This is a genomic window from Streptomyces sp. NRRL F-5727 (assembly GCF_000719555.1).
Lineage (GTDB): Bacteria > Actinomycetota > Actinomycetes > Streptomycetales > Streptomycetaceae > Streptomyces.
Window position 1 is genome coordinate 73312 of the sequence record NZ_JOGX01000004.1, and the last position, 25408, is coordinate 98719.

Consider the following 25408-nt stretch of genomic DNA (forward strand, 5'->3'; position numbering starts at 1 on the left):
CGGTGCGACGCGGACGCGCGTCGCACCGCTCCGGCCGGGCACCGCCGTCGGTCAGTCGCAGCAGTCGCAGCAGCACTTGCACGGGTTGCAGCAGCCGTCGCCCGAGCCACCGCACCCGCCGGAGCCGCCTGAACCACCGGAACCGCCGGAACCGCCCGAGCCGCCCCAGCCGCCGGACCCTCCCGAGCCGCCGGATCCTCCGGAGCCCTGTCCGCCGCCGCCCCAACCGCCTTGCGAGCCTCCCGAGTTGCCGCCGCCGCCACGGCCGCCGCCGAACCAGCCGTCGCCGCCCGAACCGCCGTGGTTCGAACCGCCGTCGCCGATGGGGTCGTCCGGGCCGGAGTCGTCGGCGCAGCTGCAGCAGCCGAAGCAGAGCCGGCAGTCGGCGCACAGCCGGCGCCACTCGCGGCACCGCCGGCACTCTCCCTCCGGCGGCCGGCCGGACGCCATCGACGGGCCGTCCGGTGCCATGCCGGTGAGGGCTCCGACGCCGCAGGCCGCGTCCGTGCCGTGCTGCGCGGCCGGATCCGCCGCCGTGCGGCGCTCCCCGAGCCAGGGCAGCATGCGCCGCAGGCCGGGCGCCGGGCGGCGGTGGTGGTGCCGGTGCCGGGGGTCGAAGACGCGGTCGACGGCACGCTCCAACTCGCCGCCCAGCAGCGTCCGTACCAGACGGTCGTCGACGAACTCGGCGTCGGACAGGGCGAGTCGGATGCCATGGACGGCGTCGTCGCAGAGCCGGCGCACCTCGGCGCGGCCGGCGCCGGTCGCCGCGATCGGGTTCCACGCGCCCGACGCCGCGTCCGCGTCCAGGTCCTCCACCGCGTCGAGGAGATGCGCCAGGCGGCCGAAGAGCCGGCCGGCCTCCGCCAGCGGTGCGGCGTTGCCCGGGCGGTCCGTGAGCACGGCGGTGTACGAGAAGGCGGCGGCCGTCGCCGTCTCGGTGGGCTCCGTGACCGCCAGCAGCGAGCCGCCGGGGCCGGTCGACCGCTCGATGTCCGACTGGCGTTCGACCGCGTCGAGCAGCACCGCCGTGTCGAAGCCGAGCCGTTCGCCGCCGGCCGCGCCCGCGCGGTCCCAGCCCCGGGCGATCCGGCGGGCCGCCACCGCCACCGGACGGCGGGCCACCAGGCTGTCGCCGTCGGCCACATGGTCACGTATCTTGGCCGCGGCCAGCACCAGCGAGACCGTCGCGGCCAGCCGCGCACCCTCGCCCTGCGCCACGTCCGCCGACCGCATCCCGCGCAGCGGGCACGGCCCGGCACCGCGCCTCCAGTCCCCGGTGCGCTCCGACTGCGCCTCGGTCAGCACCGAGACGATGAGGCCGTCGTAGTTGGTGGCCACTCTCGCGAACTGCCCGTACTCGCTGCGCAGGGCGAGGCAGAGCCCGCAAAGATGCGCCATCCACTCGGTACGCAAGCCCTCGCCGAGGCGATGGCGGCATGGCCTGATGATTCCGAACACCGGTGTTCTCCCCCGTAGGACGTGAAGTGCGGTCGCGCGTCCACGTCAACCGCGGGTGACATGGACGCGCGGCCGACATCCTAGAGGGTGCCCCCCGAGGAGCGTCCGCCAATGTGAGCGCCCCTTCGCCCGGCGGCAGTTCGCCCTCCGCTCGCGGCGCGTGGCCCGCGATCTCGCACATGGTATGGACCTGACAAGTCAGGGCCGCTAGCGTGTCCGTGCGCTCGCTTGAGAGCGCTCTCAAGCGTTTGGCTCCCCCACACCTGGAGGTCCCGTGAAACGCACCACCCCCCTGCGCGCCACCCTCGCCGCCGCCCTGCTCCTGACGGTCGGCCTCGGCGCGGCCCAGGCCGGCGCGGCGAGCGCCGCGCCGGTCCCCGAGCCCACCGCCGCGGCGCCGGCCGCCTCGGCCGGGCTGCTCGACGCGATGCGCCGCGACCTCGGGCTCACCGCCCCCCAGGCCGAGGAGCGGCTGCGGGCCGAGAAGACCGCCGCCGCGGTGGAGAAGGCCGCCCGGGAACGCGCCGGCGCCGCCTACGGCGGCTCGTGGTTCGACCCGTCGGCCGGCCGGCTCGTCGTCGCCGTGACCGACCGCGCCGAGGAGGCTGAGGTACGGGCCCTGGGCGCCGACACCCGGCTGGTCCGGCACAGCGCCGCCGCCCTGGACCGCGCCAAGGCCCGCCTGGACGGGCTGCGCGCCCCCGCCGGGGTGGCCGGCTGGCACGTCGACCCGAGGAGCAACAGCGTCGTGGTCGACGTCGTGCGCGCCGAGCGGCACTCCCCCGCCGTCCGGGCGTTCCTGGACCGGGCGCGGGCCGGCGGGCCCGTCACCGTCACCGAGACGGAGCAGGCGCCCCGTACGTACGCGGCCGGCACGGTCGGCGGCGACCCGTACTACACCGGCAACGTCCGCTGCTCGATCGGCTTCTCCGTGCACGGCGGCTTCGTGACGGCCGGGCACTGCGGGCGGGCCGGTGCCTCGGTGCGCGGCTGGGACGGGTCCGCGATGGGCACCTTCCAGGGCTCGTCGTTCCCCGGCGACGACTACGCGTACGTCTCGATCCACAGCGGCTGGTGGACCGTGCCGGTGGTGCTCGGCTGGGGCACCATCCCCGACCAGCTGGTACGCGGCTCGGCCGAGGCCCCGGTGGGCGCCTCGATCTGCCGCTCCGGCTCGACGACGCACTGGCACTGCGGCACGGTCCTGGCCAAGAACGAGACGGTCAACTACAGCCAGGGCGCGGTGTACCAGATGACCAAGACCAGCGTCTGCGCCGAGGGCGGCGACTCCGGCGGCTCCTTCCTCAGCGGCGACCAGGCCCAGGGCGTCACCTCCGGCGGCTGGGGCAACTGCTCCACCGGCGGCCAGACGTGGTTCCAGCCGGTCAACGAGATCCTGAACCGCTACGGTCTCCGCCTCCACACCGCCTGAGCCCGCCCGGGCCCGGCGGGGCCGTCCCCGCGCGGGGCGGCGTCCGGCCGCGCATGCTCGAAGCATGAGCGAGGAGGTCGCCCGCGCGGAGCGGAGGGCCGGCGCCGTCGGGTCCGGGTCGCCCGCCGGGGGCGGGAGTGCGCCGCCCCCGGCGGGAGAGGTGCCGGCATGACGTGGCTCGTGACGCCGCTGGGGGCGCTGCTCGTGCTGTTCGTCCTCCGGGACCTGTTCCACACGCTCTGGCATCCGACCCGGCACGGCGGGCTGAGCCGGGTGGTGATGCGGGCGGTGTGGCGCGTGGGCGCCCACCGGGGTGCCCGGTGGCGCCCCGCCGGGCTGGCGGGGCCGCTCGGAATGATCACGGTGCTCGCCGTGTGGGCGCTGACGGTGGCCGTGGGGTGGGCACTCGTCTACTGGCCGCACATGCCGGACGACTTCTCGTACGCGACCGGGCTCGATCCGCCCGAGCACGCGAGCCCGGTGGACGCCCTGTACGTCTCCCTGGTGACCCTGGCGACGCTCGGACTCGGCGACGTCGCGCCGACCGCGGGCTGGCTGCGGGTGCTGGCGCCCCTGGAGGCCCTGGTGGGCTTCGTGCTGCTGTCCGCCACCGTCGCGTGGATCCTGGGCATCTACCCCGCCCTCGCCCGCCGCAGGGCCTTGGCGCTGCGGCTGTCCCACGTGCGCCGCAGCCGGGTCGGTGCCCGGGCGCTCGACTCCGACGGCGGGGCGGCGCTCCTCGACGGACTCGCCGCCGCCCTGTCCACCACGACCGTCGACTTCATGCAGTACGCCGAGTCGTACTACTTCCACGACGGCGACGCGAACACGGCCCTCCCCCGCCAGCTCGGCTACGCCCTCGACCTCGCGGACCGGGCCGACGAGGCCGACCATCCGGACGTCCGGCTCTCCGGCTCGGTGCTGCGCAGGGCGCTCGACGACCTGGCCGCCGTGCTCGACGAACGGTTCCTGCGCACCGGCGGGGGAACCGAGCAGGTCTTCGCCGCCTACGCCGACGACCACGGCCACCCGTGGGGACCGGACCGCCGGGCCGACGGGGACGAGGGAACCTGAGCGACGCGGGAGGGGCACCTCGTGAGGGGCGCGCCGGGCTGCCGCCCCGCACGCCCGCCCGCCGTCCGCTCAGCCGTCCGTCGGCAGCGGTGGGGGCAGGCCGCCGCAGGAGTCGCGGACGGTGATGGCGGGGCGCAGCAGGACCTGGCGGCGGGGTCGGTCCGGGTGGGCGAGCCGGTGCAGCAGCAGTTCCGCCGCGGTGCGGCCGAGCTGGTGTTTGGGCGGTGCCACGGCGGTCAGGGGGATCTCGGCCAGGTCGGCGATCTCGTCGTCGTAGGCGACCAGCGCCAGGTCGTCGGGGACCGCGAGGCCGGCGCGCCGGGCGGCGGCGGCGAGGAGGGCGGCCTGCCGGTCGCCGAAGCAGAGCGCGGCCGTGGCGCCCGCCGCCCGCAGCCGCGCGAGGCAGCGGTCGGCGGCGGCCGGGCTCCACTCCTGGAGGGCGGCGCTGAACTCGACGGCGTGGCAGCCGAGTTCGTGTACGGCCTGGCGGAAGCCGGTGGTCACCGGCTCGGCGGTCGGGCTGGGGGCCCGGAGCACCAGGCCGACGGCCCGGTGGCCGAGGCGGGCGAGGTGGTGGACGGCGTCGTAACCGCCGGCCTCGTGGTGGGTGCACACGTTCTCGGTGGTGTCGCCCGGCGTGCCGCCGCGCCGCTCGATCAGGACGGCAGGGACGCGCAGTGCGGCCAGCCGGCGCAGATACGCCTCGGGGTGGTCGAGCCCGAGCAGGGTGGGGACCAGGAGCAGGCCGTCGACGCCGGAGTCGAGCATCTCCTCCAGGGCGCGGAGTTCGCGTGTCCGGTCGTAGCCGGAGCAGACGATCGCGAGCCGGGCGCCGGCCGCCGTGACCTCCTCCTCGATGCCCTTCAGGACGCGCGGGTAGTAGAACGCGGTGTCGGGCACGATGACGCCGATCCGGGCGGCGCTGCTCGGCCTGGACTCCGGGGCGAGGACGTAGGTGCCCGAGCCCTGGCGGCGTACGACGAGTTCCTCGGCGACCAGGTCGTCGACGGCCCGGCGCACGGTGCTGACGGAGGCCGCGCTGGCCCGCGCGAGTTCCTGCTCGGTCGGCAGCCGGCTCCCCGGCGGCCAGACGCCGTCGGCGATCTCCCGGCGCAGCCGGTCCGCCAGCCGCCGGAACTTCAGCTCCCGGCCGGATCGCCCGCCGGTCTCCGTCCCGTGCCGCGTCGCGCCGGTCATCCGCACTCCCTGGTCCCTCACCCGCCCAGGATTTGGCACGGGTCGGGCGAGGTCAACGCCCCTTCGACCGCGTGATTCCCCCAGGGAGCGGGCTCGCGTGCCGGCGGGCCGCCCGCGCAGTCGTCGCGAAACATACGGTCGGTCATGTGCTGTCGGCGCGTTGCCGCCGCCGGAGCGCGGCCCCTAGCGTCCTCGCCAACCCGATCAGGGTCTCGTCAAGGAGGACGCCGATGGACGCCGACCAGCTCACTGGGCCTCTCAGCGCGGCGATGAGCCGCAGACGGCTGCTCCGGCTCGCCGGGGCGGGCGCCGCCCTGGCCGGTGCCGCCCAGTTCCTCGGCCCGGCCCCGGCGCGGGCCGCCGACACCTACGACGCCATGCGCGGCACCTGGGTGGGGCTGCTCACCGGCACCGGCTTCGATCCGGCCGCCGCCCCGTTCGCCGCGGCGCTGTCCGCCCTCGGCGACGAGGCCCGCGCGCGGATGACGTCGATGGCGCCGACCGCCTCCTCGCTCTGGCCCGACCTGCCGATCGGCACGGTCTCCGCCCACGTCACGACGAGCTGCGGCCGGCTGCGGAGCATGGCGCTGGCGTACGTCCAGCCGGGCACCGGACTGACCGGCAGCGCCTCGCTCGCCGCGGCCGTCTCCACCGGCCTGGACTGGCTGGCCGCCCACGCGTACACGCCCTCGACCTCCCCGTACGACAACTGGTGGGACTGGGAGATCGGCGCCCCGCAGCGGCTGCTCGACGTCTGCGCGCTGATGTACGCCCGCCTCGACCCGGAGCAGATCGCGGCCGGCTGCGCGGCGGTCGACCACTTCGTGCCGCTCTCCGAGTTCGCCTCGTACAGCGGGCACAGCACCGGCGCGAACCGGGTCGACCTGTGCCGGGTCGTCGCCCTGCGCGGCGTGATCGGCAGGAACGGGTCCCTGATCGACGCCGCCCGGAAGGCGCTGTCCCCGGTCTTCCCCCGCGTCCTCACCGGTGACGGCCTCTACGCCGACGGCAGCTTCATCCAGCACACCTGCGTCCCCTACGCCGGCACCTACGGCACGGTGCTGCTGGGCGGACTCGGCCGGATGTTCGTCCTGCTGGCCGGGACGCCGTGGGCCGTCACCGATCCGGAGGCCCAGGTCTTCTGCTCCGGGGTGACCGCCGGGTGGGCGCCGTTCGTCTACAACGGCCTGGTCATGGACGGCGTGTCGGGGCGCGGCATCAGCCGGGGCGTGCAGAAGAGCGATCCGCTGCAGGTCCAGCAGGACGACCACACCCGGGGGCACGCCGTCGTCTCGGACATCCTGCGGCTCGCCGCCTCCGGCCTGGCGCCCGCGGCGCAGTCGGCGGCCTGGAAGGCGATGGTGAAGGGCTGGCTGCGGCGGGACTACTACGCGCCCCTGCTGAGCGACAGGTCCCTGGGCATCCCCGAACTCGCCGCCGCCCAGGCCCTCTTGAACGACTCGACCGTCACCGCCGCTCCGGAACCGGTCGAGCACCGGCTGTTCTCCATGGACCGGGCCGTCCACCGCCGGACCGGCTGGGCCGCGCAGATCAGCATGTGCTCCGCCCGCACCACCTTCTACGAGACGGGCAACGGCGAGAACCTGCGCGGCTGGCACTCCGGCTCCGGCATGCTCTCGTGGTGGGGGGACACCTACGGCAACGGCCAGTACGCGGACGCCTTCTGGCCCACGGTCGACCCGTATCTGCTGCCCGGCACGACCGTCTCCACCCGCCCGCTCGCCGACGCGGCCGGCGGCCAGTGGAACGCGACGCGGCCCACGAACACCTGGGCGGGCGGCACCACCGACGGCACCTACGCCGCCCTGGGCCAGGACGTGCGCGGGCTGCAGTCCACCCTGACCGGCAGGAAGTCCTGGTTCTGCCTCGACGACGCGAACCACTGCCTCGGCGCCGGCATCACCTGCGCCGACGGCGTGAGCGTGCGGACCACCGTCGACAACCGCAACCTCGGTCCGAACAACCACCAGGTCTTCACCGTCGACGGCACGGTGCAGCCCGCCACCCTCGGCTGGAGCCGGACCTTCACCGGCAGCCGCTCCATGGCCGTCGGCGGCATGGGCGCCTGGGTCTTCCCGGAGGGCACGACCGTCCACGTCCAGCGGGTGGCGCGGACCGGCTCCTGGTCCACCGTCAACACCTCCTCCTCCACCACGCCGCTCACCCGCAACTACCTCTCCCTCTGGTTCGACCACGGCACCGACCCGACCGGGGCGAGCTACGAGTACCAGCTGATGCCCGGCGCCACCGCCGCGGCCGCGGCGGCCCGCGCCGCCGCCCCCCGCGTCACCGTCCTCGCCAACAGCGCCGGCGTCCAGGCGGTCAGCTGCCCGTCGCTCGGCCTGACCATGGCCAACTTCTTCGCCGCCGGCACGGCGGGACCGATCACCGCCGACGCGCCGTGCTCCGTGCTCGTGCGGGAGCGGAACGGCACGATGACCGTGGTGGTCTCCGACCCCACCCGGGACGCGGCCACCGTTCGGGTCACCCTCGCCCGCAGCGGTTACGCCTCCGTCTCCGCCGCCGACGGCGTGCAGGTGCTGACCACCTCGGGGCAGGTCGTCCTGCTCGCCGAGACCGGAGGAACGCAGGGCGCCGGCCGGACCGTCACCCTCAGCGCCTCCGGCCCGGCCGCCGCGCCGCGGACCGCCGCCGCGCTCGGCGCCACCGCCACCACGTACGTCCGCGACGGCGCGTACGGCGACACCAACTACGGCGACGCCGCCACCATGGTCGTGAAGAACACCGGCGGCACCGGCAACGGCTACAACCGCCGGTCGCTCCTCGCGTTCGACGTCTCCGGGCTCACCGGGACGGTCTCCCGCGCGGTGCTGTGGCTGCACGGCAACGTCCAGGACTCGGGCGGCGGCCAGACCGTCCTCCAGGCGTTCGCCACCGCCTCCGCCGCGTGGACCGAGACCGGGGTCACCTGGAACAGCGCCCCCGCCCTGACCACCGCCCTCGGCGCCGGCCCGGTCTCCACGCGGCACGACTGGGTCGGCCTCGACGTCACGGCCGCCGTCGCCGCCGCCCGGGCCTCCGGCGGCGGCACCGCGTCGCTCGCCGTCTTCGAACCGCTCGGCGCGGTCGGCCTCGCGGCCGTCCTGACCACCCGGCGGAGCGGCGCCCGCCCGCCCCGGCTGGAGGTCATCACCGCCTGAGCCTCCGCACCACGGGCCCCGTCAGGTGGTGACGGTGACCTCGCCGGGCGCGAGGAGGGCCCGGTGGACGCCGCCGCCCGGCCACCGCACCTCCACCCGCGGCCCGTCGACCGTCACGCGCGGCGGCGGGGGCGGTGGGGTCGCCGTGCCGGTGAGCCGTGCCGCCGCGACGAAGAGAGCGGGGCCCTCCGCCGGGGTGCGGCCGGCCAGGACGGGCACGGCCGCGGCCTCCCCCAGCGCCGTCCCGCCGGGAAGCGCGCCGCAGCTCGCGCGGGTGTAGCCGTGGAGGCCGCGCAGGGTCGAGGTGAGCCGGGTGCCGTCCGGTCCGACGGACACGGCGGTGGCGGTGGTGTCCGGTCCGCCGGAGGCGACGTGCGCCTCGCCGCCCGCGGCCGCCCAGCCGCTGTGGCGTATCTCGGTGCCCGGTGCGGCGCCGGTGACGAGGTGGAGACGGAGCTCCTCGGCTCCGGCCGTGAGCACGAGCGAGGTCACGGTGAGGCCGGGCGGTGCGGCGCCGTCGGCGCGCGGGCTGTGCGCGGAGGCCGCCCAGCCGTCGCCCGCGCCGAGGGGGCGGATCGGTCCGCGTGCGGTGAGCACCCCGTCGACCAGCAGGCCGAAGTGGTTGTCGGGGGTGTCCCCGTGGGCGGGGCCGGTGACGGTGGAGTGGGCGAGGCGGGCGTAGAGCGGGCTGTCGGGCAGCGCCTCACCGGCCGGCTGGTCGTCGCTGCCGTGGTTGTGGAGCCGTACGATCCCGTCGGCGGCGGTGGACTGGATCAGCCAGCCGGGCTTCGGCAGCGGGACCACGTGGTCCGCCGTCTCGGCGGGGCCGGGTTCCTCCACGGCGGTCCACACCGGGTGGTCGGCGGGCAGCAGCAGGCCGAGGAAGCCCTTCGACGCCCAGTAGGGGGAGGCCGGGCCGGAGTACGGCTGGACGGTGGCCGGGTGCGGTCCGAACCAGCCGAGGGTGAGCAGGCCGTCGGGGTCGAGGGCGCCCCGGTCGAGGAAGTACCGCAGGGCGCCGGAGGCGAGGCGCCGGGTGGTGCCCGGGGACAGCGGGGTGTGCCCGGTGAGCGCGCCCGCCCACAGCGGCGCGGCGGCGGCGAAGCGGTAGGTGAGGGAGCGGCCCTGGTGCATCGGGGCGCCGTTCGCCCCGAAGGTGTGGGCGTAGCCGCGGAGGTAGGCGGCGAGCCTGCCGCCGTACGTGGCGAGCAGGGCGCGGTCGCCGGCGAGGTGGGCGTGGAGCAGGGGGTAGAGGTGGAAGGCCCAGCCGTTGTAGTGGTCGAAGGCGCGCGGGCGGCCGTCGGTGTACCAGCCGTCGCCGAGGTACCACTGTTCGATCCGGCCCAGTCCGCGGTCGAGGGCGCGCCGGGCGCGGCCGTCGGGGTCGGGGCCCGCTTCCGCGAGGAAGCCGCCGACCATGGCGGGGAAGAGCCACCAGTTGTTGTCGACGGGTGAGGGGGCGAGGCCGGGGGCGAGCCAGGCGCGCAGGCGTTCCCTGGTCCCTTCGTCCAGGCGGTCCCACAGCCAGGGCCGGGTCAGGCGGAGGGCCAGGGCGATGGACGCGGCCTCCACCAGGGCCTGCGGCCGGTCGGCGATCGTCGGCCAGGACACCGCGTCCCCGTCGGCGAGGTCGCGTTCCGCCGTCGGTGTCCTGGTGCCGGCGGCGAGCCCCGCCGCGTACCGCGGCAGGAGTCCGTGCGGGTCCTCGCCGTGGGCGCCGGCCACCCGGAGGGCCGCGAGCAGGAAGGTGCGCGCGTAGCCCTCCAGGGCGTCGGAGCGGCGGCCGGAGAGGCTGGGCCGTGGGCCGGGGAGGTCGATGAGCGCGTGCTCGGGTCCCGCGTGCCTGCTCACCGCGGCGAGCAGGGCGTCGGCGACGGCTTCCCAGTGCGCCCGGGTCCAGCCGGTGTGGGGGCTCAGCGCCCGGTCCTCGGGGGGAAGGGGGAACGAGGACATGACGGTGCTCCTTGGTCGGCATCGATTGATCGAATGTAGAAACCGTCTGATCGATCGTCAAGATGCGTGATCACATGATCAAAGCGGTCGTCACGTAGGGGCGACGAGCCGCCGGAGCAGGGACGGGTCCACGTCGGTCAGACCGCGCACGACCGTCCGGCGGCGGGCGGGAGGGATCGGCGTGAGGGAGGGGACCGCGAGGACCGCGCAGCCGGCCGCCTCGGCGGAGGCGACGCCGATCGGGGTGCCCCCCGGCGACACAGGCCGGCGGGGAGGCGCCGAGTGCGGCCAGGGCCGCACGAAGGGCCACGGGGGCCGCGGTCCGCAGGAGCGGACGGCGTGGATCGCCGCGTGCGGTCCGGGCGCGTCCGCCGCACCGGCCCGGCCGGTGCTCCCTCACGCCGACGTGGCCGCCCCGGTGTACGCCTGCGTCGGCATCACGCCTGACCCGCACCGGCCCCTGGACGGCGCCCCGTTCCTCGTCCGACCCGCCGGCCCGTCAGCCGGCGTGGGGCGCGGGCGCGGCCGTGCTCTTCCTGACGACGAGGCTCGTCGCGAGTTCCAGGCGGGTGACCGCGGGCTCCCCGGCGCGCAGCCGGAGCAGCATCTGCACGGCCTCCTCGCCCATCGCGCGCAGCGGCTGGTGGATGGTGGTGAGGGGCGGGCTGGACCATTGGGCGATCATCACGTCGTCGTAGCCGACGACGGAGAGGTCCTCGGGCACGCGCAGCCCGCACACGCGGGCGGCCTCCATGGCGCCGAGCGCCTGGAGGTCGCTGCCGGCGAAGATCGCCGTGGGGCGGTCCGGGAGCCGCAGCAGCTGCATGGCGTGCTCGTAGCCGCCTTCGACGTGGAAGTCGCCGAAGCGGACGAGGGTGTCGTCGTGGGCGATGCCGGCCATGTTGAGGGCGGAGCGGTAGCCGTCGAGCCGGGCGAGGGAGCAGAGCATGTCCTCGGGGCCGGTGACGATGCCGATGCGGCGGTGCCCGAGGTCGACGAGGTGGCGGGTGGCGGCGACGCCGCCGGACCAGTTCGCGGAGCCGACGGACGGCACGTCGGGCTCGGGGTCCCCCGCCGGGTCGACGATGACGAAGGGGATCGACCGGGCGTCGAGCTGGCGTTTCACGGCGTCGGGGAGCGAGGAGAAGACCAGGACCACGCCGATGGGGCGGCGCTGGAGCACTCCCTCGATCCAGTCCGGCGCGGGGGCGTGCCGGGTGCCGCTCTCGGTGAGCACGACGCTGGCCTGGTGGGCCTTGGCGAGGTTCTCCACGCCGCGGATCAGCTCCATGGCCCACACGCTGTCGAGCTCGTGGAAGACGAGTTCGATGAGGGGCGCCTCGCGGGCGACGCGGGTGGTCCGCCGGTACGAGTGCGCTTCGAGGAGCTGTTCGACCTTGCCGCGCGTGGTCGCCGACACGTCCTGCCGACCGTTGAGGACTTTCGAAACTGTCGAAAGTGACACTCCGGCCTGCTGGGCCACCTCCGCCAGCGTGATGCGCCGGTTCTCCTCGTCGTTTCGCATCCGCGCAGCATAGAGCACCGTTCCCCGCCCCGACATGGTCACGCTTTGATAACGCCCTGCCGGAGGGTTGCCCCTCCGCTCCGGCCCGCCTAGCGTCCCGCTGCATGAAGTTTCGGCGTTCGGACCGAAACTCTTTCGAAAGGTTGAGGCGATGAAGCGGCACACACGACTTCTCAGAACGGCTGTCGTCGGCGGGGCGTCGCTGGCGCTGACCGTCTCCCTGGCGGCCTGCGGCGGCTCGGGGGACTCCGCGGAGGGCGGCTCGGGCACGATCCACGTCCTGGTCTACGGCGACGCCACCAACAAGGTGGAGAAGCAGCTCGTCGACACGTTCAACAAGACCTCGAAGGTCAAGGCCGTCCTCGACACCATCCCGGGCGCCGACTACCAGTCCAAGCTGCAGACGATCATCAGCGGCAAACAGGCCCCGGACGTCTTCTTCAACTGGGGCGGCGGCAGCATCAAGCCCTTCGTCGACGCGGGCCTCCTGATGCCGCTCGACGACTTCATCGCGAAGGACCCCGGGCTCAAGTCGAACTTCCTGCCGTCGGTCTTCGAGACCGCGGTCGTCGGCGGCAAGCCGTACGGCGTCCCCATGCGCGGCACCCAGCCCGTCCTGCTGTTCAGCAACAAGAAGGTCCTGGCGGACGCCGGCGTCACCGCGCCGCGCACCTGGGACGAGCTCCTGACCGCCGTCAAGGCCCTCAAGGCCAAGGGCGTCACCCCCATCGCGCTCGGCGGCGGCGACCGGTGGCCCACCCAGATGTGGTTCCAGTACCTCTACGACCGGGTCGCCGGGCCCGAGCTCTTCCAGAAGGCGGTGAACGGCGACAAGAGCGTCTGGGCGAGCGAGGACAGCAAGAAGGCGCTCGGGATGCTGAAGGAGCTGATCGACGCCGGCGCCTTCGGCACCAACTACGACTCGGTGAAGTTCACCGACGGCGGCTCCCCCGCCCTCCTCGCCACCGGCAAGGCCGCCTTCGAACTCATGGGCTCCTGGGAGTACTCCACCCTCCAGGACGCCTACCCGGACTTCGTGAAGAGCGACCTCGGCTACGGCACCTTCCCGGCCATCGAGGGCGGCAAGGGCGACCCGGCCAACCTCGCCGGCAACACCAACAACTACTACTCGGTCCTGAAGAACACCGAACACCCCGAGGCCGTCGCCGAGTTCCTGAAGCTCATGTACTCGGACCAGTTCGTCAAGGGCCAGCTCGGCATAGGCAACCTGCCCACGACCACCAACACCCCCGAGTTCCTCGACGGTTCCGCGAACCCCGCCTACTCGAAGTACCAGTACGACCTGGTCAAGAAGGCCCCCGCGTTCCAGCTCTCCTGGGACCAGGCGTACCCCCCGGCCGCCACCACCACCATCCACCAGGCCGTCCAGCAGTTCTTCAACGGACAGACCGACGCCGACGCCTTCATCGCCGCCATGCAGAGCCTGCCCGCGGCCTGACCCGCGGCCCGACCTCCGGAACGCCTGACATGACCACTGCCACAGCCTCCGCCGTGGACAGCGCCGCGAAGACCCGACCGCGCGGGCGGCCCGACCGCCCCGCGACCGGAGTGGGCCGCCCGGGCTTCGCCTGGGCGGCGCCCGCCGCCGTCTTCTTCGGCCTGTTCGCCCTCGTCCCGCTCGTCCTCGTACTCGTCCTCTCCTTCACCCGCTGGAACGGCCTCGGCTCCCCGCAGTTCGCCGGCCTGGACAACTGGCGCGCACTGCTCGACGACCCCGTCCTGGTGAAGAGCCTCTGGCTGAGCCTGCTCCTCACCGTCCTCGGCGTCGTCGTCCAGACGCCCCTCAGCATCCTGCTCGGCGTCTGGGCGGCCGGACGGCAGCGCAACCGCGCCGTCCTCTCCGCCGTCTACTTCGTCCCGCTGCTGCTCTCCATCACCGCCGTCTCCGTCCTGTGGCGCGCCGTGCTCGACCCGAACTTCGGCGTCCCCTCCCAGGCCGAGTGGCTCTTCGGCGACGGCAACCTCTTCGGCACCCAGACCGGCGCCCTCGGCGTCCTGGTCCTCGTCAGCACCTGGCAGTTCACCCCGCTGCACACGCTGATCTACCAGGGCGCGGCGCGGTCCATCCCCGAAGTCCTCTACCAGGCCGCCCAGATCGACGGCGCCGGCCGGGTCCGCCAGTTCTTCCACATCACCCTGCCGCAGCTGCGCAACACCATCGTCACCTCGGGCATCCTGATGGTCGTCGGCGGACTCACCACCTTCGACACCATCCTGATCCTCACCCAGGGCGGGCCGGGCACCGACACCACGAACAGCGCCTACTACATGTACCAGAAGGCCTTCAAGAGCTTCGACTTCGGCGCCGCGTCCGCGATCGCGCTGCTCCTCGTCCTCGTCGCCACTCTGGTCTCCCTGGTCATGGTGCGCCTGACCGGCTACGACAGGATGCGCAGCACCATGGAGGGCGTGTGATGCGCAAGCGCCCCAACTACCTCGCCGGACTCGGCTCGTTGGTCTGGCTGTTCGTGGTCGGCCTGCCGCTGTACGTGATGCTGGTCGCCACCTTCCAGACCCGGGCGGAATACGCGCGGAACGGACCGCTCGCCTTCCCCGACCACTTCACGCTCGACAACTACGTCAACGACCTGGGCGACGGCTTCGGGCAGTACTTCCTCAACACGGTCGTCGTCACCGTCTGCGTGGTCGGCATCGTCCTGCTGCTCGTGCCGCCCCTCGCGTACGCCATCGTGCGCAGCGACGGCAAGGCCACCGGACGGGTCTTCCGGCTCTTCCTCCTGGGCCTGGCCATCCCGTCCCAGGCCGTGATCGTCCCGATGTTCTACCTGATCAACGAGGCCGGTCTGTACGACAACCTGCTGGGCGTCATCCTGCCGACCGCCGCCTTCGCGATGCCCGTCTGCGCGCTGATCCTCACCGGCGTCATGCGGGACATCACCCCCGAGCTGTACGAGGCGATGACCGTCGACGGGGCCTCGCCCCGGCGGATCTTCCTGCGGCTGGTGCTGCCCCTGTCGAAGAGCGGTCTGTCCACCATCGTGGTCTTCTCCTCGCTCCAGGCGTGGAACGGCTTCCTGTTCCCGCTCGTGCTCACCCAGTCCTCGGAGAACAAGGTGATCACCATGGGCCTCTACGACTTCCAGACGGAGCACGGCGTCGACATCCCGGGGCTGCTCGCGGCCGTCGTCCTGTCCATGCTCCCCATCCTGCTCGTCTATCTGTTCGCCCGTCGTGCCCTGGTCCAGGGGCTGATGGGGGTCGGAGGAAAGTGACCGACACCGTGGCCATCCAGCCCCCCGCCCCGCTTCCCGCCTGGCGCGACCGCGCGCTGAGCGCGGAGGCCCGCGTCGACGCGCTGATCCGCGAGATGACCCTGAAGGAGAAGACGGCCCAGCTGTACGGCGTGTGGGTCGGCGCCTCCGACGAGGGCGCCGAGGTCGCGCCGCACCAGCACGACATGGAAGAGCCGGCCGACCTCGACGCCCTGCTCCCCGACGGTCTCGGCCAGCTCACCCGGCCCTTCGGCACCGTCCCCGTCGACCCCGCGCTCGGCGCCCTCTCGCTGATGCGGACCCAGGCCCGGATCGCCGCCGCCAACCGCTTCGGCATCCCCGCCGTCGCCCACGAGGAGTGCCTCGCCGGCTTCGCCGCCTGGGGCGCCACCGCCTATCCCGTCCCCCTCTCGTGGGGCGCCACCTTCGACCCGGCGCTGGTCCGGGAGATGGCCGCCGCCATCGGCCGCGACCTGCGCGCGGTCGGCGTCCACCAGGGCCTGGCGCCGGTCCTCGACGTCGTCCGGGACGCCCGCTGGGGGCGCGTCGAGGAGACCATCGGCGAGGACCCGTACCTCGTCGGGACCGTCGCCACCGCGTACGTCCAGGGCCTGGAGTCGGCCGGGATCGTCGCCACCCTCAAGCACTTCGCCGGCTACTCGGCCTCCCGGGCGGGCCGCAACCTCGCCCCGGTCGGCATGGGCGCCCGTGAGCTGGCCGACGTGATCCTGCCGCCGTTCGAGATGGCGGTCCGCGAGAGCGGCGTCCGGTCGGTGATGCACGCCTACACCGACACCGACGGCGTGCCCTCGGCCGCCGACGACCGGCTGCTCACCGGACTGCTCCGGGACACGTGGGGCTTCACCGGCACCGTCGTCGCCGACTACTTCGGCGTCGCCTTCCTGAAGACGCTGCACGGGGTCGCCGGCACGTTCGGTGAGGCTGCCGGGGCGGCCCTCGCCGCCGGCGTCGACGTCGAACTGCCCACCGTCAAGACCTTCGGCACGCCGCTCGCCGAGGCGATCCGGGAGGGGCGGGTGCCGGAGGAGCTGGTGGACCGGGCCGTGCGGCGGGTCCTCCTCCAGAAGGTGCGGCTCGGGCTGCTCGACCCCGACTGGAGCCCCGTCCCCCCGGTGCTGCGCGACGCCGACACCGCGGCCGACCCGGAGACCCTGCGGGGCACGGTGGAGCTGGACCCGGAGGCCAACCGCGCGCTGGCCGGCCGCATCGCCGAGCAGGCCGTCGTGCTGCTCCGCAACGACGGCATCCTGCCGCTCGACCCGACCACCCCGCGCCGGATCGCCCTCATCGGCCCCAACGCCGAGGCCCCCACGGCCGTCCTGGGCTGCTACTCCTTCCCCGTCCACGTCGGCGGGCAGCACCCCGACACGCCGCTCGGGATCGAGCTGCCCACGCTGCGCGAGGCGCTGGTGGCCGCCTTCCCCGACGCCGAGATCGTCGTGGCGCGCGGGACCGGCGTCGACGACGCCGACACGGACGGCTTCACCACGGCCGTCACGCTCGCCCGCGGCGCCGACGTCGTCGTGGCGGCGCTCGGCGACCGCGCCGGGCTCTTCGGCCGGGGCACCAGCGGCGAGGGCTGCGACGCCGGGTCGCTCAGCCTCCCCGGAGCGCAGCAGCAGCTGCTCGACGCGCTCCTGGACACCGGCACTCCGGTCGTCACGACCCTGCTGGCGGGCCGGCCGTACGCGCTGGGCCGGGCGGCCGACGAGTCCGCCGCGATCCTCCAGGCGTTCTTCCCGGGCGAGGCGGGAACGGCCGCGATCGCGTCCATCCTCAGCGGGCGGACGGAGCCGAGCGGCCGGCTGCCGGTCAGCGTGCCCCGGGACCCGGGCGCCCAGCCGTCGACGTATCTCGCCTCCCGGCTGGGCCACCGCAGCGAGGTCTCCAGCATCGACCCGGCTCCGGCGTTCGGCTTCGGGCACGGCCTCACCTACACCACCTTCCACTGGGGCGATCTGACGGTGGAGGAGGCGGAGGTGCCCACGGACGGTGTCGTACGCCTCGCCCTCACCGTGACGAACACGGGCGACCGGCCCGGCACCGAAGTCGTCCAGCTCTACCTGCACGACCCGGTGGCGTCGGTGGTGCAGCCCGTGCAGCGCCTCGTCGGCTACGTACGGGTGGACCTGGCGCCCGGTCAGGGCCGGCGGATCCACGTGGAGGTCCCCGCGGACCTCGCGTCGTTCACCGGCCGGGCGGGGACCCGGATCGTGGAACCGGGCGAGCTGGAGCTGAGGTTCGCGGCCTCCAGCACGGATCCGCGGCTGACCGCCCGGGTGACGCTGACCGGTCCGGTGCGGCAGGTGGACCACCGGCGGAGCCTTCACGCCGGCTTCGGCGTCGGCTGACCGTCCGCGTCGGGAGCGGGGCGACGGTGCAGCCTGCCCCGGGCGGCGAGTTCGAGGGTCAGGGCCACGGCGATCGCCTCGACGGCGAGGAGGGCGATCAGGACGAAGACCTGGACCGCGCCGGCGGTGAGCGGGGACGCCCCGCCGAGGAGCATGCCGACGAACGCGCCCGGCAGGGTGACCAGGCCGACGGTGCGGGTCTGGTCCAGGGCGGGCAGCAGCGCGTCCGAGGCCGCGGCGCGGGCCACTTCGAGGCGGGCGTCGCGCTCGGGCAGACCGAGCGCGAGGCCCGCCTCGACCTCGCCGTGCCGCTGGTCCAGTTCGTCGAGGGTCCGGCGCCCGGCGAGGGCCGTCGCGGTCATGGCGCCGCCGATGAGGATGCCGCTGACCGGCACCACCGCGATGCCGGGCACGGTCACCAGCCCGGCCGCGACCAGGCCGGCCACGGTGGGCACGACCGGGGCCGCGATGGGCAGCACCGCCCACCACCAGGTCCCGTTGCCGGTGATGCGGCGGCCGGCGGTCCGCGCCGCGACGGCGAGCATCAGGAGCAGGAAGCCGACCAGGGCCGGGGTGTGGTGAACGGCCCAGCCGATCAGCGCCGAGACCGCCGCCAGTTGTGCCACCGCCCGCAGTCCGGCGGTGACGACCTCCCGGGCCCGCGCGGACGACCCGTCGGGCGACAGCCGGAACCCCGCGGTGACGGCGGCGGCCACCAGGAGCAGCACGACGAGTGCCACGGCGAGGGAGGTGTCGACGGGCAGCAGGGTCTCGGCGGCGAAGTGCATGGGACATCGCTACCGCGCGGGGCGGGGGCTCCGCCAGGGCGACCCGCGTCGGGGGTCACTCCAGCGTCCGGTGGCCGCCCTGGGGGATGACGAGCGGGGTGCCGGCGACGGGGCAGTCGATGGGCGGAACGCCCGGACAGGTGATGGACCGCGCGTACGACGCACGGGCCGTCCCGTGCCGGGCGGCACTCCGCGCGACGCCGCCCGCGCGCCCCGCCGGCGCTCCCTGCCGGAACCGCTCCTGCCGGACCCGGAGCGGGGACTGGGCGACGCCGACGCCCGCGTCCTGGAGACCAGGCTGCGGCTCGCCCTCGACACCTACCAGCTCGGCGACCACGAGACGGCGCTCCCCCACGTCGCGCGGCTCCTGCCCGGCAACCTCACGTGGTTCGGCCGGTGAAGCCGCGGGGGGCCGGACAGCGACTCAGGCGAGTCGGTCCGTCACCGCCGCAGGGCCGCAGCGATCTCCCGCACCCGGTCCAGGGTGATCCCCGTGCGCTGCTCGACGGCGAGGGGGTGGTCGGTGGGCTCCAGCTCGATGAGGGGGCGCCGGCCGACCGGGCGGGTGTGGACGTGCGTCTTCAGGTTGAGGGTGGTGGCCGGATAGACCGGCAGCTCGGTGGTGAGCCAGCCGAAGTAGGGCTTCTCGGCCTCGCGGCCCGGCGTGTCCCACAGGTCCGCCGCCCGGGCGAAGTTCTCCCTGCTGAGCGAGACCCACACGCCCCAGGAGAAGACCTCGTCGCCGTCGAGGACCGGTATCTCGATCAGGCCCCTGACGAAGTGGTGCTCACCGCGGATCACGCACTGGTCCGAGGAGAGCAGACTGTCGTCGGCGCCGGTGTAGGCGGGGTCCCACACGGCCGGCGCGTCGGCCGTGTAGTGCATCGGCAGCTCATGGTGGCGGTCCCCGCAGCACGTGCAGGCGAATCCGCGGTCACTGGTCATGGCGCCGAAGCCTAGAGGGTGCGGCAGCCCCCTGTGATCTGGGGTCATGCCGTGTCCGGGGCCACGCCGACGGCGCCCGCCGCGCGCCGGGTCGGCGCTCGCCCCCTGGGACGTCGTCAGGGGTGCCGGCCCGGGTCGGGGTCCTCCGTGAGGAGGGGGCGGAGGGCGCCGAGGGCCGCTCCTACGCAGACGTCGCGCAGTTCGGTGCGGGTGCAGGTTTCGCGGGTGAGCCAGTCGACGCAGAGGACCTGGACGAAGACCAGCCAGCTCTTCAGGACGCCGGAGACGGCTTCGCGCGCGCCGTCGTCCGTGAGGGGCAGCACGGCCAGCAGCCGGGTGCGGAGGGCGTCCAGTTCGTTCGTCATGATCGTCTGGATCACGGGGTCGCCCGCGAGGACCCGGTTCGCGGCGAGGACCGCGTTGCGGTTCGCCACGAAGTAGTCCAGGTGGACGTCCATGCCCTGGACCAGCTGCTCCGCGAGCGACCGGCTCGGGTCGAACCGTGTCTCCGCCAGCAGCCGGTCGGCCGCCTGTTGGTAGACGGCCGCGAACAGGGCGTGCTTGCTGGGGAAGTGACGGTACAGCAGGGCCCGCGAGACGCCCGCCTGTTCGGCGACGTCCTCCATCAGCACGTCGGCGTACGGGCGCTCGGCGAAGAGGCGGGCGCCGACGGTGAGGAGCTGGGCGCGGCGGTCGGCGGGGGTGAGCCGCTGTCGGGGAGGCACGGCCCCAGACTAGTTGACATGTGTCTACTTGCGCACCCAGTCTGCTGGTAGACACACGTCAACCAAGCGTCTCCCGCGACCTCTTGGAGGAACCATGGCCCGAGCCCTGCGCGTACTCGTCCTCGTGATGGGCTGGGCCTGCGTGGCGATCGGCCTGCTCCATGTGACCCTCGGCAACGCCGCGATCCCGGGAGCCACCGACGCCGGCCCGACCGTCGACAGCCTGGGCCGGTTCCTGGGCGCCACCTTCGCCGGCTACGGCCTGGCCTGGCTGTGGGCGGCACGGCAGCGCCCGATCCCGGCGCGGGCCGTACGCCTGCTGGCCGGCGTCTTCCTCCTGGGTGGCGTGAGCCGGCTCGCGTCCCTCGCGGTCCACGGGTGGCCCCACGGCTTCCAGATCGCCCTGACCGTGATCGAACTCGCCCTGCCCCCGGTCTACTTCTGGCTGGCCGACGCGGACGAGCGGTCAGCACGCCCCGGCGAGGAGGCGGCAGCGCCGGCCGCCCGGTGACGGCGGTCGCCCCCGCCACCGGGCGGGGCGGCGCCCCTCAGCCCGCCGTCGTCCGCACCAGCGGGCTGTGGCCGATCGCGTTGTGGACGGTGAAGCTGACCGCGTCCGGGCGGTAGCGGTCGTCGGACCATTCGACCGGGCGGCCGTCGTGGGTGGTGGTGACGCGGCGGACGCGGAGGAGGGGGCTGGTGCGGCGGACCGCCAGGAGGTCCGCGTCCCGGGCTCCGGCGGCGACCGCGTCGATGACGTGCTCGCCGTGCGCGAAGACCAGGCCGGTCTCCTCGTAGAGGCGCTGGGTGACCGAGGCGCAGTCGGGGTCGAGGGTCGCGACGGCGGGCGATATCCAGTCGGCGTAGACGGTGCGCTCGACCAGGACCGGCTCGCCGTCGAGCCCCCGGAGGCGCAGCACGTTGAGCAGGGGGACGCCCTCCGCGAGGTGCAGCCGGGCGGCGTCCTCCGGGGTGGCCGGGCGGTACTCCTGGGCGAGGACGCGGCCGGTGGCCTCCCGGCCCATCGCCCGCGCCCACTGGGCGAAGCTGCGGAGTTCCGCGAAGCTCTGGCTGCGGTGGCCGGCCAGGACCACGCGCCGCGCGCCCTGGCGGGAGCCGATGAGGCCCTCGGCGGTGAGGGCGGCGACGGCCTGGCGGACGGTGCCGCGGGAGACGCCGTGGCGGGCGGCGAGTTCGGTCTCGGCGGGCAGCCGGGCGCCGACCGGGTACTCCTCGCGCTGGATCGCCCGCCGCAGCTCCGCGGCGATCTGCTCGTGGCGCGCGGTCATCGCCGGCCCCCTCCTCTGACGGTGTGCGGTGTGCGGTGGCGGTGTGCACCGACACACCAGGGTAGTTGAGCGTTTCCGTGGCTGAAAAGCGACGCCAATGTGCAGGAGATCGCGGGGAAGCGTTCCGACCTCGTTCACCTTCGCGTCACCGACGCCGGGCGTACTGAGGCCGACTTGTTCAGACAAGTCGACTCCCCGACCCTCTCCCTGGAGCTTCCGTGCCCGTCCCCGCGCACCTCCCGAGAAACACCGTCCTCGGCGCTTCCCTCGCCCTCGTCGCCGCGCTCGCCCTCACCGCGTGCGGCGCCGCCCCCGAGAACTCCGGCACCACCGCCGACGGCAAGAACGCCGCCACCGCCACCTCCGCCGCAGCCTTCGGCGGCATGGACGCGCTCGTCGCCGCCGCCAGGAAGGAGGGCACGCTGCACGCCATCGCGCTCCCCCGCGACTGGGCCAACTACGGCGCGCTGATCGACGGATTCCAGCAGAAGTACGGCATCGAGGTCGAGGTCGAGAACCCGGACGCCTCCAGCCAGGACGAGATCAACGCCGTCACCTCCCGCAAGGGCCAGGACCGCGCCCCCGACGTCCTCGACCTGGGCAGCTCCTTCGCCCTCAGCGCCGCCCAGCAGGGCCTCCTCGCCCCGTACCAGGTGGCCGCCTGGGACGACATCCCCGAGGGGCAGAAGGACCCCAAGGCCCGCTGGTACAACGACTACGGCGGCTACGTCTCCATCGGCTGCGACGCCAAGCGCGTCAGGAACTGCCCCACCACCTTCAAGGACCTCCTCAAGCCCGAGTACAAGGGCCAGGTCGCGCTCAACGGCAACCCCACGAAGTCCGGTTCCGCGTTCGCCGGCGTCTTCGCGGCCTCGCTCGCCCAGGGCGGCTCCTTCGACGACATCCAGCCGGGCATCGACTTCTTCGCCGAGCTGAAGAAGAACGGCAACTTCACCCCCGTCGAGTCGACCCCCGCCACCGTCGAGAAGGGCGAGACGCCCATCAGCATCGACTGGGACTACCTGAACGCCGGCTACGCCCAGGAGTTCGCGAAGAAGGGCCTCGACTGGAAGGTCTCCGTCCCCACCGACGGCCGCTACGCCCAGTACTACTCGCAGGCGATCAACAAGGACGCCCCGCACCCGGCCGCCGCCCGCCTGTGGCAGGAGTACCTCTACAGCGCCGAGGGCCAGAACCTGTGGCTCAAGGGCTTCGCCCGACCGGTCCTGATGCCCGCCATGGAGAAGGCCGGCACCCTCGACCAGGCCGCCGCCCTCAAGCTGCCGGCCGTCTCCGGGGTGCCGTCCTTCCCGGCCGAGGCCCAGCAGGCCGAGGCCAAGACGGCCCTCGCCCAGGGCTGGGGCAAGGCCGTCTCCGGATGACCGCCTCCGCCACCGTCGCCGTCGCCGCCGGGCGGACCCCCGCCCGGCGGCGGCGCCGCCGCTCCCCCGCCTGGCTGGCCGCCGTCCCGCTGCTCGCGTTCACCGCGATCGCCTTCGGCGTCCCCGCCGTCGCGATGCTCGGCGGCGCCCTCACCGTCGGCGACCCGGTCACCGGCGCGAGCACGTACGGCACCGGGAACCTGACCGCCTCGCTCCAGGGCGCCTACCGCACCGCCCTCCTCGGCAGCGTCCAGCTCTCCGCGACCGCCGCCGTACTCGCCGCCCTGCTCGGGCTGCCGCTCGCGCAGGCCGTCGTCACCTCCCGCTCCCGAGCCCTGCGCGAGGCCGTGCTCACCGCCTCCGGCGTCCTCGCCAACTTCGGCGGCGTGCCCCTCGCCTTCGCGTTCGTCGCCACCCTCGGCAACGCGGGGGTCCTCACCCGGCACCTCGGTCTCACCGACCGGGGCTGGAGCCTGTACAGCTTCTGGGGCCTGGTCGTCGTCTACCTGTACTTCCTGGTCCCGCTGATGGTGCTCACCATCACGCCGGCCCTCGACGGCCTGCGCGTCCAGTGGCGGGAGGCCGCCCGCAACAACGGCGCCACCACCCTCCAGTACTGGCGGCACGTCGCCCTGCCGGTGCTGGCCCCGAGCCTGCTCGGCGGGTTCGTGCTCCTCTTCGGCAGCGCCTTCGCCGCGTACGCCACCGCCGCCGCGATGGTCGGCAGCACCGTCCCGCTCGTCACCCTGCAGATCTCCGACGCCCTCTCCGGCAACGTCCTCGTCGGCCAGGAGAACGTGGCGCTCGCCCTCAGCCTCGACATGGTCGTCGTCGCCGGGCTCGTCATGGCCGTCCACCTGCCCCTGCAACGCCGGAGCTCGCGATGGCTCGACTGAACCGCCCCGCCGCCTGGCGCCCCCTGGTCCTCGGGCTCGCCGGACTGTACTTCCTGGTGCCGCTCGCCGCCTCCGTGGTCTTCACGGTGGACGTGCCCGGCCAGGGCCTCACCCTCGACGCGTACACGAAGATCGTCGGCACCGAGGGCTTCGCCACCAGCCTGCTGCTCTCGCTCGGCCTCGCCACCGTCACCATCGCCGTGGTCCTGCTGCTGATGGTGCCCGCCCTGGTCGCGCTGCGGCTCGGCGCGCCCCGGCTGCGGCCGATCGTGGAGGCGGTGTGCTCGCTGCCGCTCGTCGTCCCGCCCATCGCGTTCGTCGCCGGCATCGGCACCGTCCTGAAGTGGGGCCCCGAGCACCTCGCCCGGACCCCCCTCTTCCAGACCTTCGTCGCCCTGCAGAACCCGGACTTCCCCGTCGTCCTCGTCCTCGCGTACGTGGTGATGGCGCTGCCCTTCACCTACCGCGCCCTCGACGCCGGCCTGCGGGCCGTCGACGTCCGCACCCTCGTCGAGGCCGCCCGCAGCTGCGGCGCCGGACCCGTCCGCGCCCTGGTCACCGCCGTGCTGCCGAACCTGCGCGGCGCGCTGATGAACGCGGCCTTCCTGACCCTGGCCCTGGTGCTCGGCGAGTACACGGTCGCGCAGCTGCTCGGCTTCCGGCCGTTCGCCGTGTGGATCGTCAACATCTCCGGCTCCCAGGCCCAGATGTCCGTGGCCGTCTCCGTGCTCAGCCTCCTCGTCACCTGGGTGCTCCTGCTCGCCCTCGCCGGGGCCGGCGGCCGCGCCCCCGGCCCCCGCCGCACCCGTACCGCCAAGGGAACCCCATGACCGTCACCGTCACCGCCCCCACCACCGCCGCCACCGAGGCCGCCACCGTCGAGTTCCGCGCCCTGCGGCGGACGTTCGGGGCGACCACCGCCCTCGACGGGCTCGACCTGACCGTCGCGCCCGGCGAACTGCTCGCCCTGCTGGGCCCCTCCGGCTGCGGCAAGACCACCGCCCTGCGGATGCTCGCCGGCTTCGAGACGCCGGACTCCGGGGCGGTGCTCGTCGACGGCCGGGACGTCACCCACGTGCCCGCCCACCGGCGCGACGCCGGCATGGTCTTCCAGTCGTACAGCCTCTTCCCGCACCTCGACTGCGTCGACAACGTCGCCTTCGGGCCGCGCATGCGCAAGGCCGGAAAGACCGAACGGCGCCAGCAGGCGGCGGAGTTGCTGGAGCTCGTCGGTCTCGGCGACAAGGGCGACCGCTACCCCCACCAGCTCTCCGGCGGACAGCAGCAGCGCGTCGCCCTCGCCCGCGCGCTCGCGCTGCGCCCGCGCGTCCTGCTGCTCGACGAGCCGCTGTCCGCGCTCGACGCCAAGGTGCGGCTCACTCTGCGCGACGAGATCCGCCGCATCCAGCGCGAACTCGGCATCACAACCCTGTTCGTGACGCACGATCAGGAGGAGGCGCTGTCCATGGCCGACCGGGTCGCCGTGATGCGCGACGGGCGCCTCGAACAGTGCGCCCCGCCCGCCGAGCTGTACGGGCGGCCGGCGACCGCCTTCGTCGCCGAGTTCGTCGGCACCATGAGCCGTGTCCCCGGCCGTCTCGACGGCGGCACCGTAGAGGTGCTCGGCCACCGGCTGCCCGTGGACGGGGAGGCGCCCGCGGCGAAGGACGTCGACGTGCTCGTACGCCCCGAGGACCTGCGGGTCACGACGGACGGCGCCTGCTCGGCCCGGATCGTCGCGACGGCCTTCCTCGGCGCGACCACCCGGCTCACCGTCCGGCTCGCCGACGCCACCGAGGTCAAGGCCGACCTGCCCACCCACGAGGCCACCGTCCTCGCGCCGGGGGACGCCGTGACGGTGACCCCGCGCGAGCGCCCGGTCCTCGTCGCGCCCCGCGCCGCCTGACACGTCACGGCACACCCGCCGTCACGA

The 25408-nt window shown here is 74.2% G+C and carries 22 protein-coding genes; 13 read left to right on the forward strand and 9 right to left on the reverse strand.

Annotated elements, in window-relative coordinates; translation table 11 throughout:
- Positions 1-51: 51 nt before the first annotated feature.
- On the reverse strand, positions 52-1461 hold the full coding sequence (locus IF73_RS38510) for a DUF5685 family protein (RefSeq protein ID WP_031003479.1): 1410 nt from the start codon (positions 1459-1461) through the stop codon (positions 52-54).
- Positions 1462-1735: 274 nt separating this feature from the next.
- Here IF73_RS38510 and IF73_RS0104085 point away from each other — a divergent pair, with 274 nt between their 5' ends.
- Both IF73_RS0104085 and IF73_RS0104090 read left to right on the forward strand, forming a co-directional pair.
- Positions 1736-2893 carry a S1 family peptidase gene (locus tag IF73_RS0104085; RefSeq protein WP_031003480.1) on the forward strand — a complete coding sequence of 386 codons (1158 nt, stop codon included), beginning with the start codon at positions 1736-1738 and terminating at the stop codon, positions 2891-2893.
- 168 nt (positions 2894-3061) lie between these two features.
- Positions 3062-3967, forward strand: a complete 906-nt coding sequence (locus tag IF73_RS0104090) for a potassium channel family protein (RefSeq protein ID WP_051716516.1) — start codon at positions 3062-3064, stop codon at positions 3965-3967.
- Positions 3968-4036: 69 nt separating this feature from the next.
- Here the strand turns inward: IF73_RS0104090 and IF73_RS0104095 are convergent, their stop codons facing one another.
- Complete coding sequence (locus tag IF73_RS0104095; protein ID WP_051716517.1) at positions 4037-5164, reverse strand: LacI family DNA-binding transcriptional regulator; 1128 nt, start codon at positions 5162-5164, stop codon at positions 4037-4039.
- A 230-nt stretch (positions 5165-5394) separates the two neighbouring features.
- Here IF73_RS0104095 and IF73_RS0104100 point away from each other — a divergent pair, with 230 nt between their 5' ends.
- Positions 5395-8346 (forward strand): polysaccharide lyase family 8 super-sandwich domain-containing protein, encoded by a 2952-nt coding sequence (locus tag IF73_RS0104100; protein ID WP_063833400.1) that lies wholly within the window; start codon positions 5395-5397, stop codon positions 8344-8346.
- A 21-nt stretch (positions 8347-8367) separates the two neighbouring features.
- On the opposite strand, the gene IF73_RS0104105 is transcribed toward IF73_RS0104100, so the two are convergent.
- The 3 genes from IF73_RS0104105 to IF73_RS0104115 all read right to left on the reverse strand — a co-directional run bounded on the left by IF73_RS0104105 (position 8368) and on the right by IF73_RS0104115 (position 11824).
- Entirely contained in the window at positions 8368-10299 is a 1932-nt protein-coding gene (locus IF73_RS0104105; RefSeq protein ID WP_031003485.1) for a DUF2264 domain-containing protein, read from the reverse strand.
- 90 nt (positions 10300-10389) lie between these two features.
- On the reverse strand, positions 10390-10560 hold the full coding sequence (locus IF73_RS39325) for a hypothetical protein (protein ID WP_420706537.1): 171 nt from the start codon (positions 10558-10560) through the stop codon (positions 10390-10392).
- Between the two features lie 238 nt (positions 10561-10798).
- Positions 10799-11824 (reverse strand): LacI family DNA-binding transcriptional regulator, encoded by a 1026-nt coding sequence (locus IF73_RS0104115; protein WP_031003487.1) that lies wholly within the window; start codon positions 11822-11824, stop codon positions 10799-10801.
- Positions 11825-11975: 151 nt separating this feature from the next.
- Here IF73_RS0104115 and IF73_RS0104120 point away from each other — a divergent pair, with 151 nt between their 5' ends.
- The 4 genes from IF73_RS0104120 to IF73_RS0104135 are packed head-to-tail and all read left to right on the forward strand — an operon-like array spanning position 11976 to position 17450.
- The gene (locus tag IF73_RS0104120) at positions 11976-13283 is read left to right on the forward strand and encodes an ABC transporter substrate-binding protein (RefSeq protein ID WP_031003489.1); all 1308 of its coding nucleotides are present in this window, start codon (positions 11976-11978) and stop codon (positions 13281-13283) included.
- 29 nt (positions 13284-13312) lie between these two features.
- On the forward strand, positions 13313-14260 hold the full coding sequence (locus IF73_RS0104125; protein WP_031003492.1) for a carbohydrate ABC transporter permease: 948 nt from the start codon (positions 13313-13315) through the stop codon (positions 14258-14260).
- Entirely contained in the window at positions 14260-15078 is an 819-nt protein-coding gene (locus tag IF73_RS0104130; protein ID WP_031003493.1) for a carbohydrate ABC transporter permease, read from the forward strand. The genes IF73_RS0104125 and IF73_RS0104130 overlap by 1 nt, the downstream gene beginning before the upstream one ends.
- An 8-nt stretch (positions 15079-15086) precedes the next feature.
- Positions 15087-17450, forward strand: coding sequence for a beta-glucosidase (locus IF73_RS0104135; RefSeq protein ID WP_420706539.1), 2364 nt, complete (start codon positions 15087-15089; stop codon positions 17448-17450).
- Here the strand turns inward: IF73_RS0104135 and IF73_RS0104140 are convergent.
- A complete protein-coding gene (locus IF73_RS0104140; RefSeq protein ID WP_031003495.1) occupies positions 17426-18238 on the reverse strand; it encodes an ABC transporter permease in 813 nt (270 codons plus the stop codon). The genes IF73_RS0104135 and IF73_RS0104140 overlap by 25 nt on opposite strands.
- A 175-nt stretch (positions 18239-18413) precedes the next feature.
- Between IF73_RS0104140 and IF73_RS0104145 the strand changes: the two genes are divergently transcribed.
- Positions 18414-18638 carry a hypothetical protein gene (locus IF73_RS0104145; RefSeq protein ID WP_031003496.1) on the forward strand — a complete coding sequence of 75 codons (225 nt, stop codon included), beginning with the start codon at positions 18414-18416 and terminating at the stop codon, positions 18636-18638.
- Positions 18639-18679: 41 nt separating this feature from the next.
- Here IF73_RS0104145 and IF73_RS0104150 read toward each other — a convergent pair whose 3' ends face one another.
- Both IF73_RS0104150 and IF73_RS0104155 read right to left on the reverse strand, forming a co-directional pair.
- On the reverse strand, positions 18680-19123 hold the full coding sequence (locus IF73_RS0104150) for a DUF2199 domain-containing protein (RefSeq protein WP_031003503.1): 444 nt from the start codon (positions 19121-19123) through the stop codon (positions 18680-18682).
- 176 nt (positions 19124-19299) lie between these two features.
- Positions 19300-19908: a TetR/AcrR family transcriptional regulator gene (locus IF73_RS0104155; protein WP_031003504.1), complete on the reverse strand. Its 609-nt coding sequence runs from the start codon at positions 19906-19908 to the stop codon at positions 19300-19302.
- A gap of 94 nt (positions 19909-20002) precedes the next feature.
- Between IF73_RS0104155 and IF73_RS0104160 the strand changes: the two genes are divergently transcribed.
- Positions 20003-20419, forward strand: coding sequence for a DUF4345 domain-containing protein (locus tag IF73_RS0104160; RefSeq protein ID WP_031003507.1), 417 nt, complete (start codon positions 20003-20005; stop codon positions 20417-20419).
- A gap of 37 nt (positions 20420-20456) precedes the next feature.
- Here the strand turns inward: IF73_RS0104160 and IF73_RS0104165 are convergent, their stop codons facing one another.
- Entirely contained in the window at positions 20457-21197 is a 741-nt protein-coding gene (locus IF73_RS0104165) for a GntR family transcriptional regulator (protein WP_031003509.1), read from the reverse strand.
- A 218-nt stretch (positions 21198-21415) separates the two neighbouring features.
- On the opposite strand from IF73_RS0104165, the gene IF73_RS0104170 reads away from it, so the two are divergent.
- The 4 genes from IF73_RS0104170 to IF73_RS0104185 are packed head-to-tail and all read left to right on the forward strand — an operon-like array spanning position 21416 to position 25381.
- Positions 21416-22579 (forward strand): ABC transporter substrate-binding protein, encoded by a 1164-nt coding sequence (locus IF73_RS0104170; RefSeq protein ID WP_031003512.1) that lies wholly within the window; start codon positions 21416-21418, stop codon positions 22577-22579.
- A complete protein-coding gene (locus IF73_RS0104175) occupies positions 22576-23475 on the forward strand; it encodes an ABC transporter permease (RefSeq protein ID WP_031003514.1) in 900 nt (299 codons plus the stop codon). Before IF73_RS0104170 ends, IF73_RS0104175 begins: the two co-directional genes overlap by 4 nt.
- Entirely contained in the window at positions 23463-24305 is an 843-nt protein-coding gene (locus IF73_RS0104180; protein ID WP_031003516.1) for an ABC transporter permease, read from the forward strand. Before IF73_RS0104175 ends, IF73_RS0104180 begins: the two co-directional genes overlap by 13 nt.
- The gene (locus IF73_RS0104185; protein ID WP_031003518.1) at positions 24302-25381 is read left to right on the forward strand and encodes an ABC transporter ATP-binding protein; all 1080 of its coding nucleotides are present in this window, start codon (positions 24302-24304) and stop codon (positions 25379-25381) included. The genes IF73_RS0104180 and IF73_RS0104185 overlap by 4 nt, the downstream gene beginning before the upstream one ends.
- The last annotated feature ends 27 nt before the right edge of the window (positions 25382-25408 follow it).

Excerpts from the sequence above, each read along its gene's own strand:
- IF73_RS0104090 (WP_051716516.1), top strand. The coding sequence starts at position 3,062 with ATGACGTGGCTCGTGACGCCGCTGGGGGCGCTGCTCGTGCTGTTCGTC.
- IF73_RS0104095 (WP_051716517.1), bottom strand. The coding sequence starts at position 5,164 with ATGACCGGCGCGACGCGGCACGGGACGGAGACCGGCGGGCGATCCGGC.
- IF73_RS0104100 (WP_063833400.1), top strand. The coding sequence starts at position 5,395 with ATGGACGCCGACCAGCTCACTGGGCCTCTCAGCGCGGCGATGAGCCGC.
- IF73_RS0104105 (WP_031003485.1), bottom strand. The coding sequence starts at position 10,299 with ATGTCCTCGTTCCCCCTTCCCCCCGAGGACCGGGCGCTGAGCCCCCAC.
- IF73_RS0104115 (WP_031003487.1), bottom strand. The coding sequence starts at position 11,824 with ATGCGAAACGACGAGGAGAACCGGCGCATCACGCTGGCGGAGGTGGCC.
- IF73_RS0104120 (WP_031003489.1), top strand. The coding sequence starts at position 11,976 with ATGAAGCGGCACACACGACTTCTCAGAACGGCTGTCGTCGGCGGGGCG.
- IF73_RS0104125 (WP_031003492.1), top strand. The coding sequence starts at position 13,313 with ATGACCACTGCCACAGCCTCCGCCGTGGACAGCGCCGCGAAGACCCGA.
- IF73_RS0104130 (WP_031003493.1), top strand. The coding sequence starts at position 14,260 with ATGCGCAAGCGCCCCAACTACCTCGCCGGACTCGGCTCGTTGGTCTGG.
- IF73_RS0104140 (WP_031003495.1), bottom strand. The coding sequence starts at position 18,238 with ATGCACTTCGCCGCCGAGACCCTGCTGCCCGTCGACACCTCCCTCGCC.
- IF73_RS0104150 (WP_031003503.1), bottom strand. The coding sequence starts at position 19,123 with ATGCACTACACGGCCGACGCGCCGGCCGTGTGGGACCCCGCCTACACC.
- IF73_RS0104160 (WP_031003507.1), top strand. The coding sequence starts at position 20,003 with ATGGCCCGAGCCCTGCGCGTACTCGTCCTCGTGATGGGCTGGGCCTGC.
- IF73_RS0104165 (WP_031003509.1), bottom strand. The coding sequence starts at position 21,197 with ATGACCGCGCGCCACGAGCAGATCGCCGCGGAGCTGCGGCGGGCGATC.
- IF73_RS0104175 (WP_031003514.1), top strand. The coding sequence starts at position 22,576 with ATGACCGCCTCCGCCACCGTCGCCGTCGCCGCCGGGCGGACCCCCGCC.
- IF73_RS0104180 (WP_031003516.1), top strand. The coding sequence starts at position 23,463 with ATGGCTCGACTGAACCGCCCCGCCGCCTGGCGCCCCCTGGTCCTCGGG.
- IF73_RS0104185 (WP_031003518.1), top strand. The coding sequence starts at position 24,302 with ATGACCGTCACCGTCACCGCCCCCACCACCGCCGCCACCGAGGCCGCC.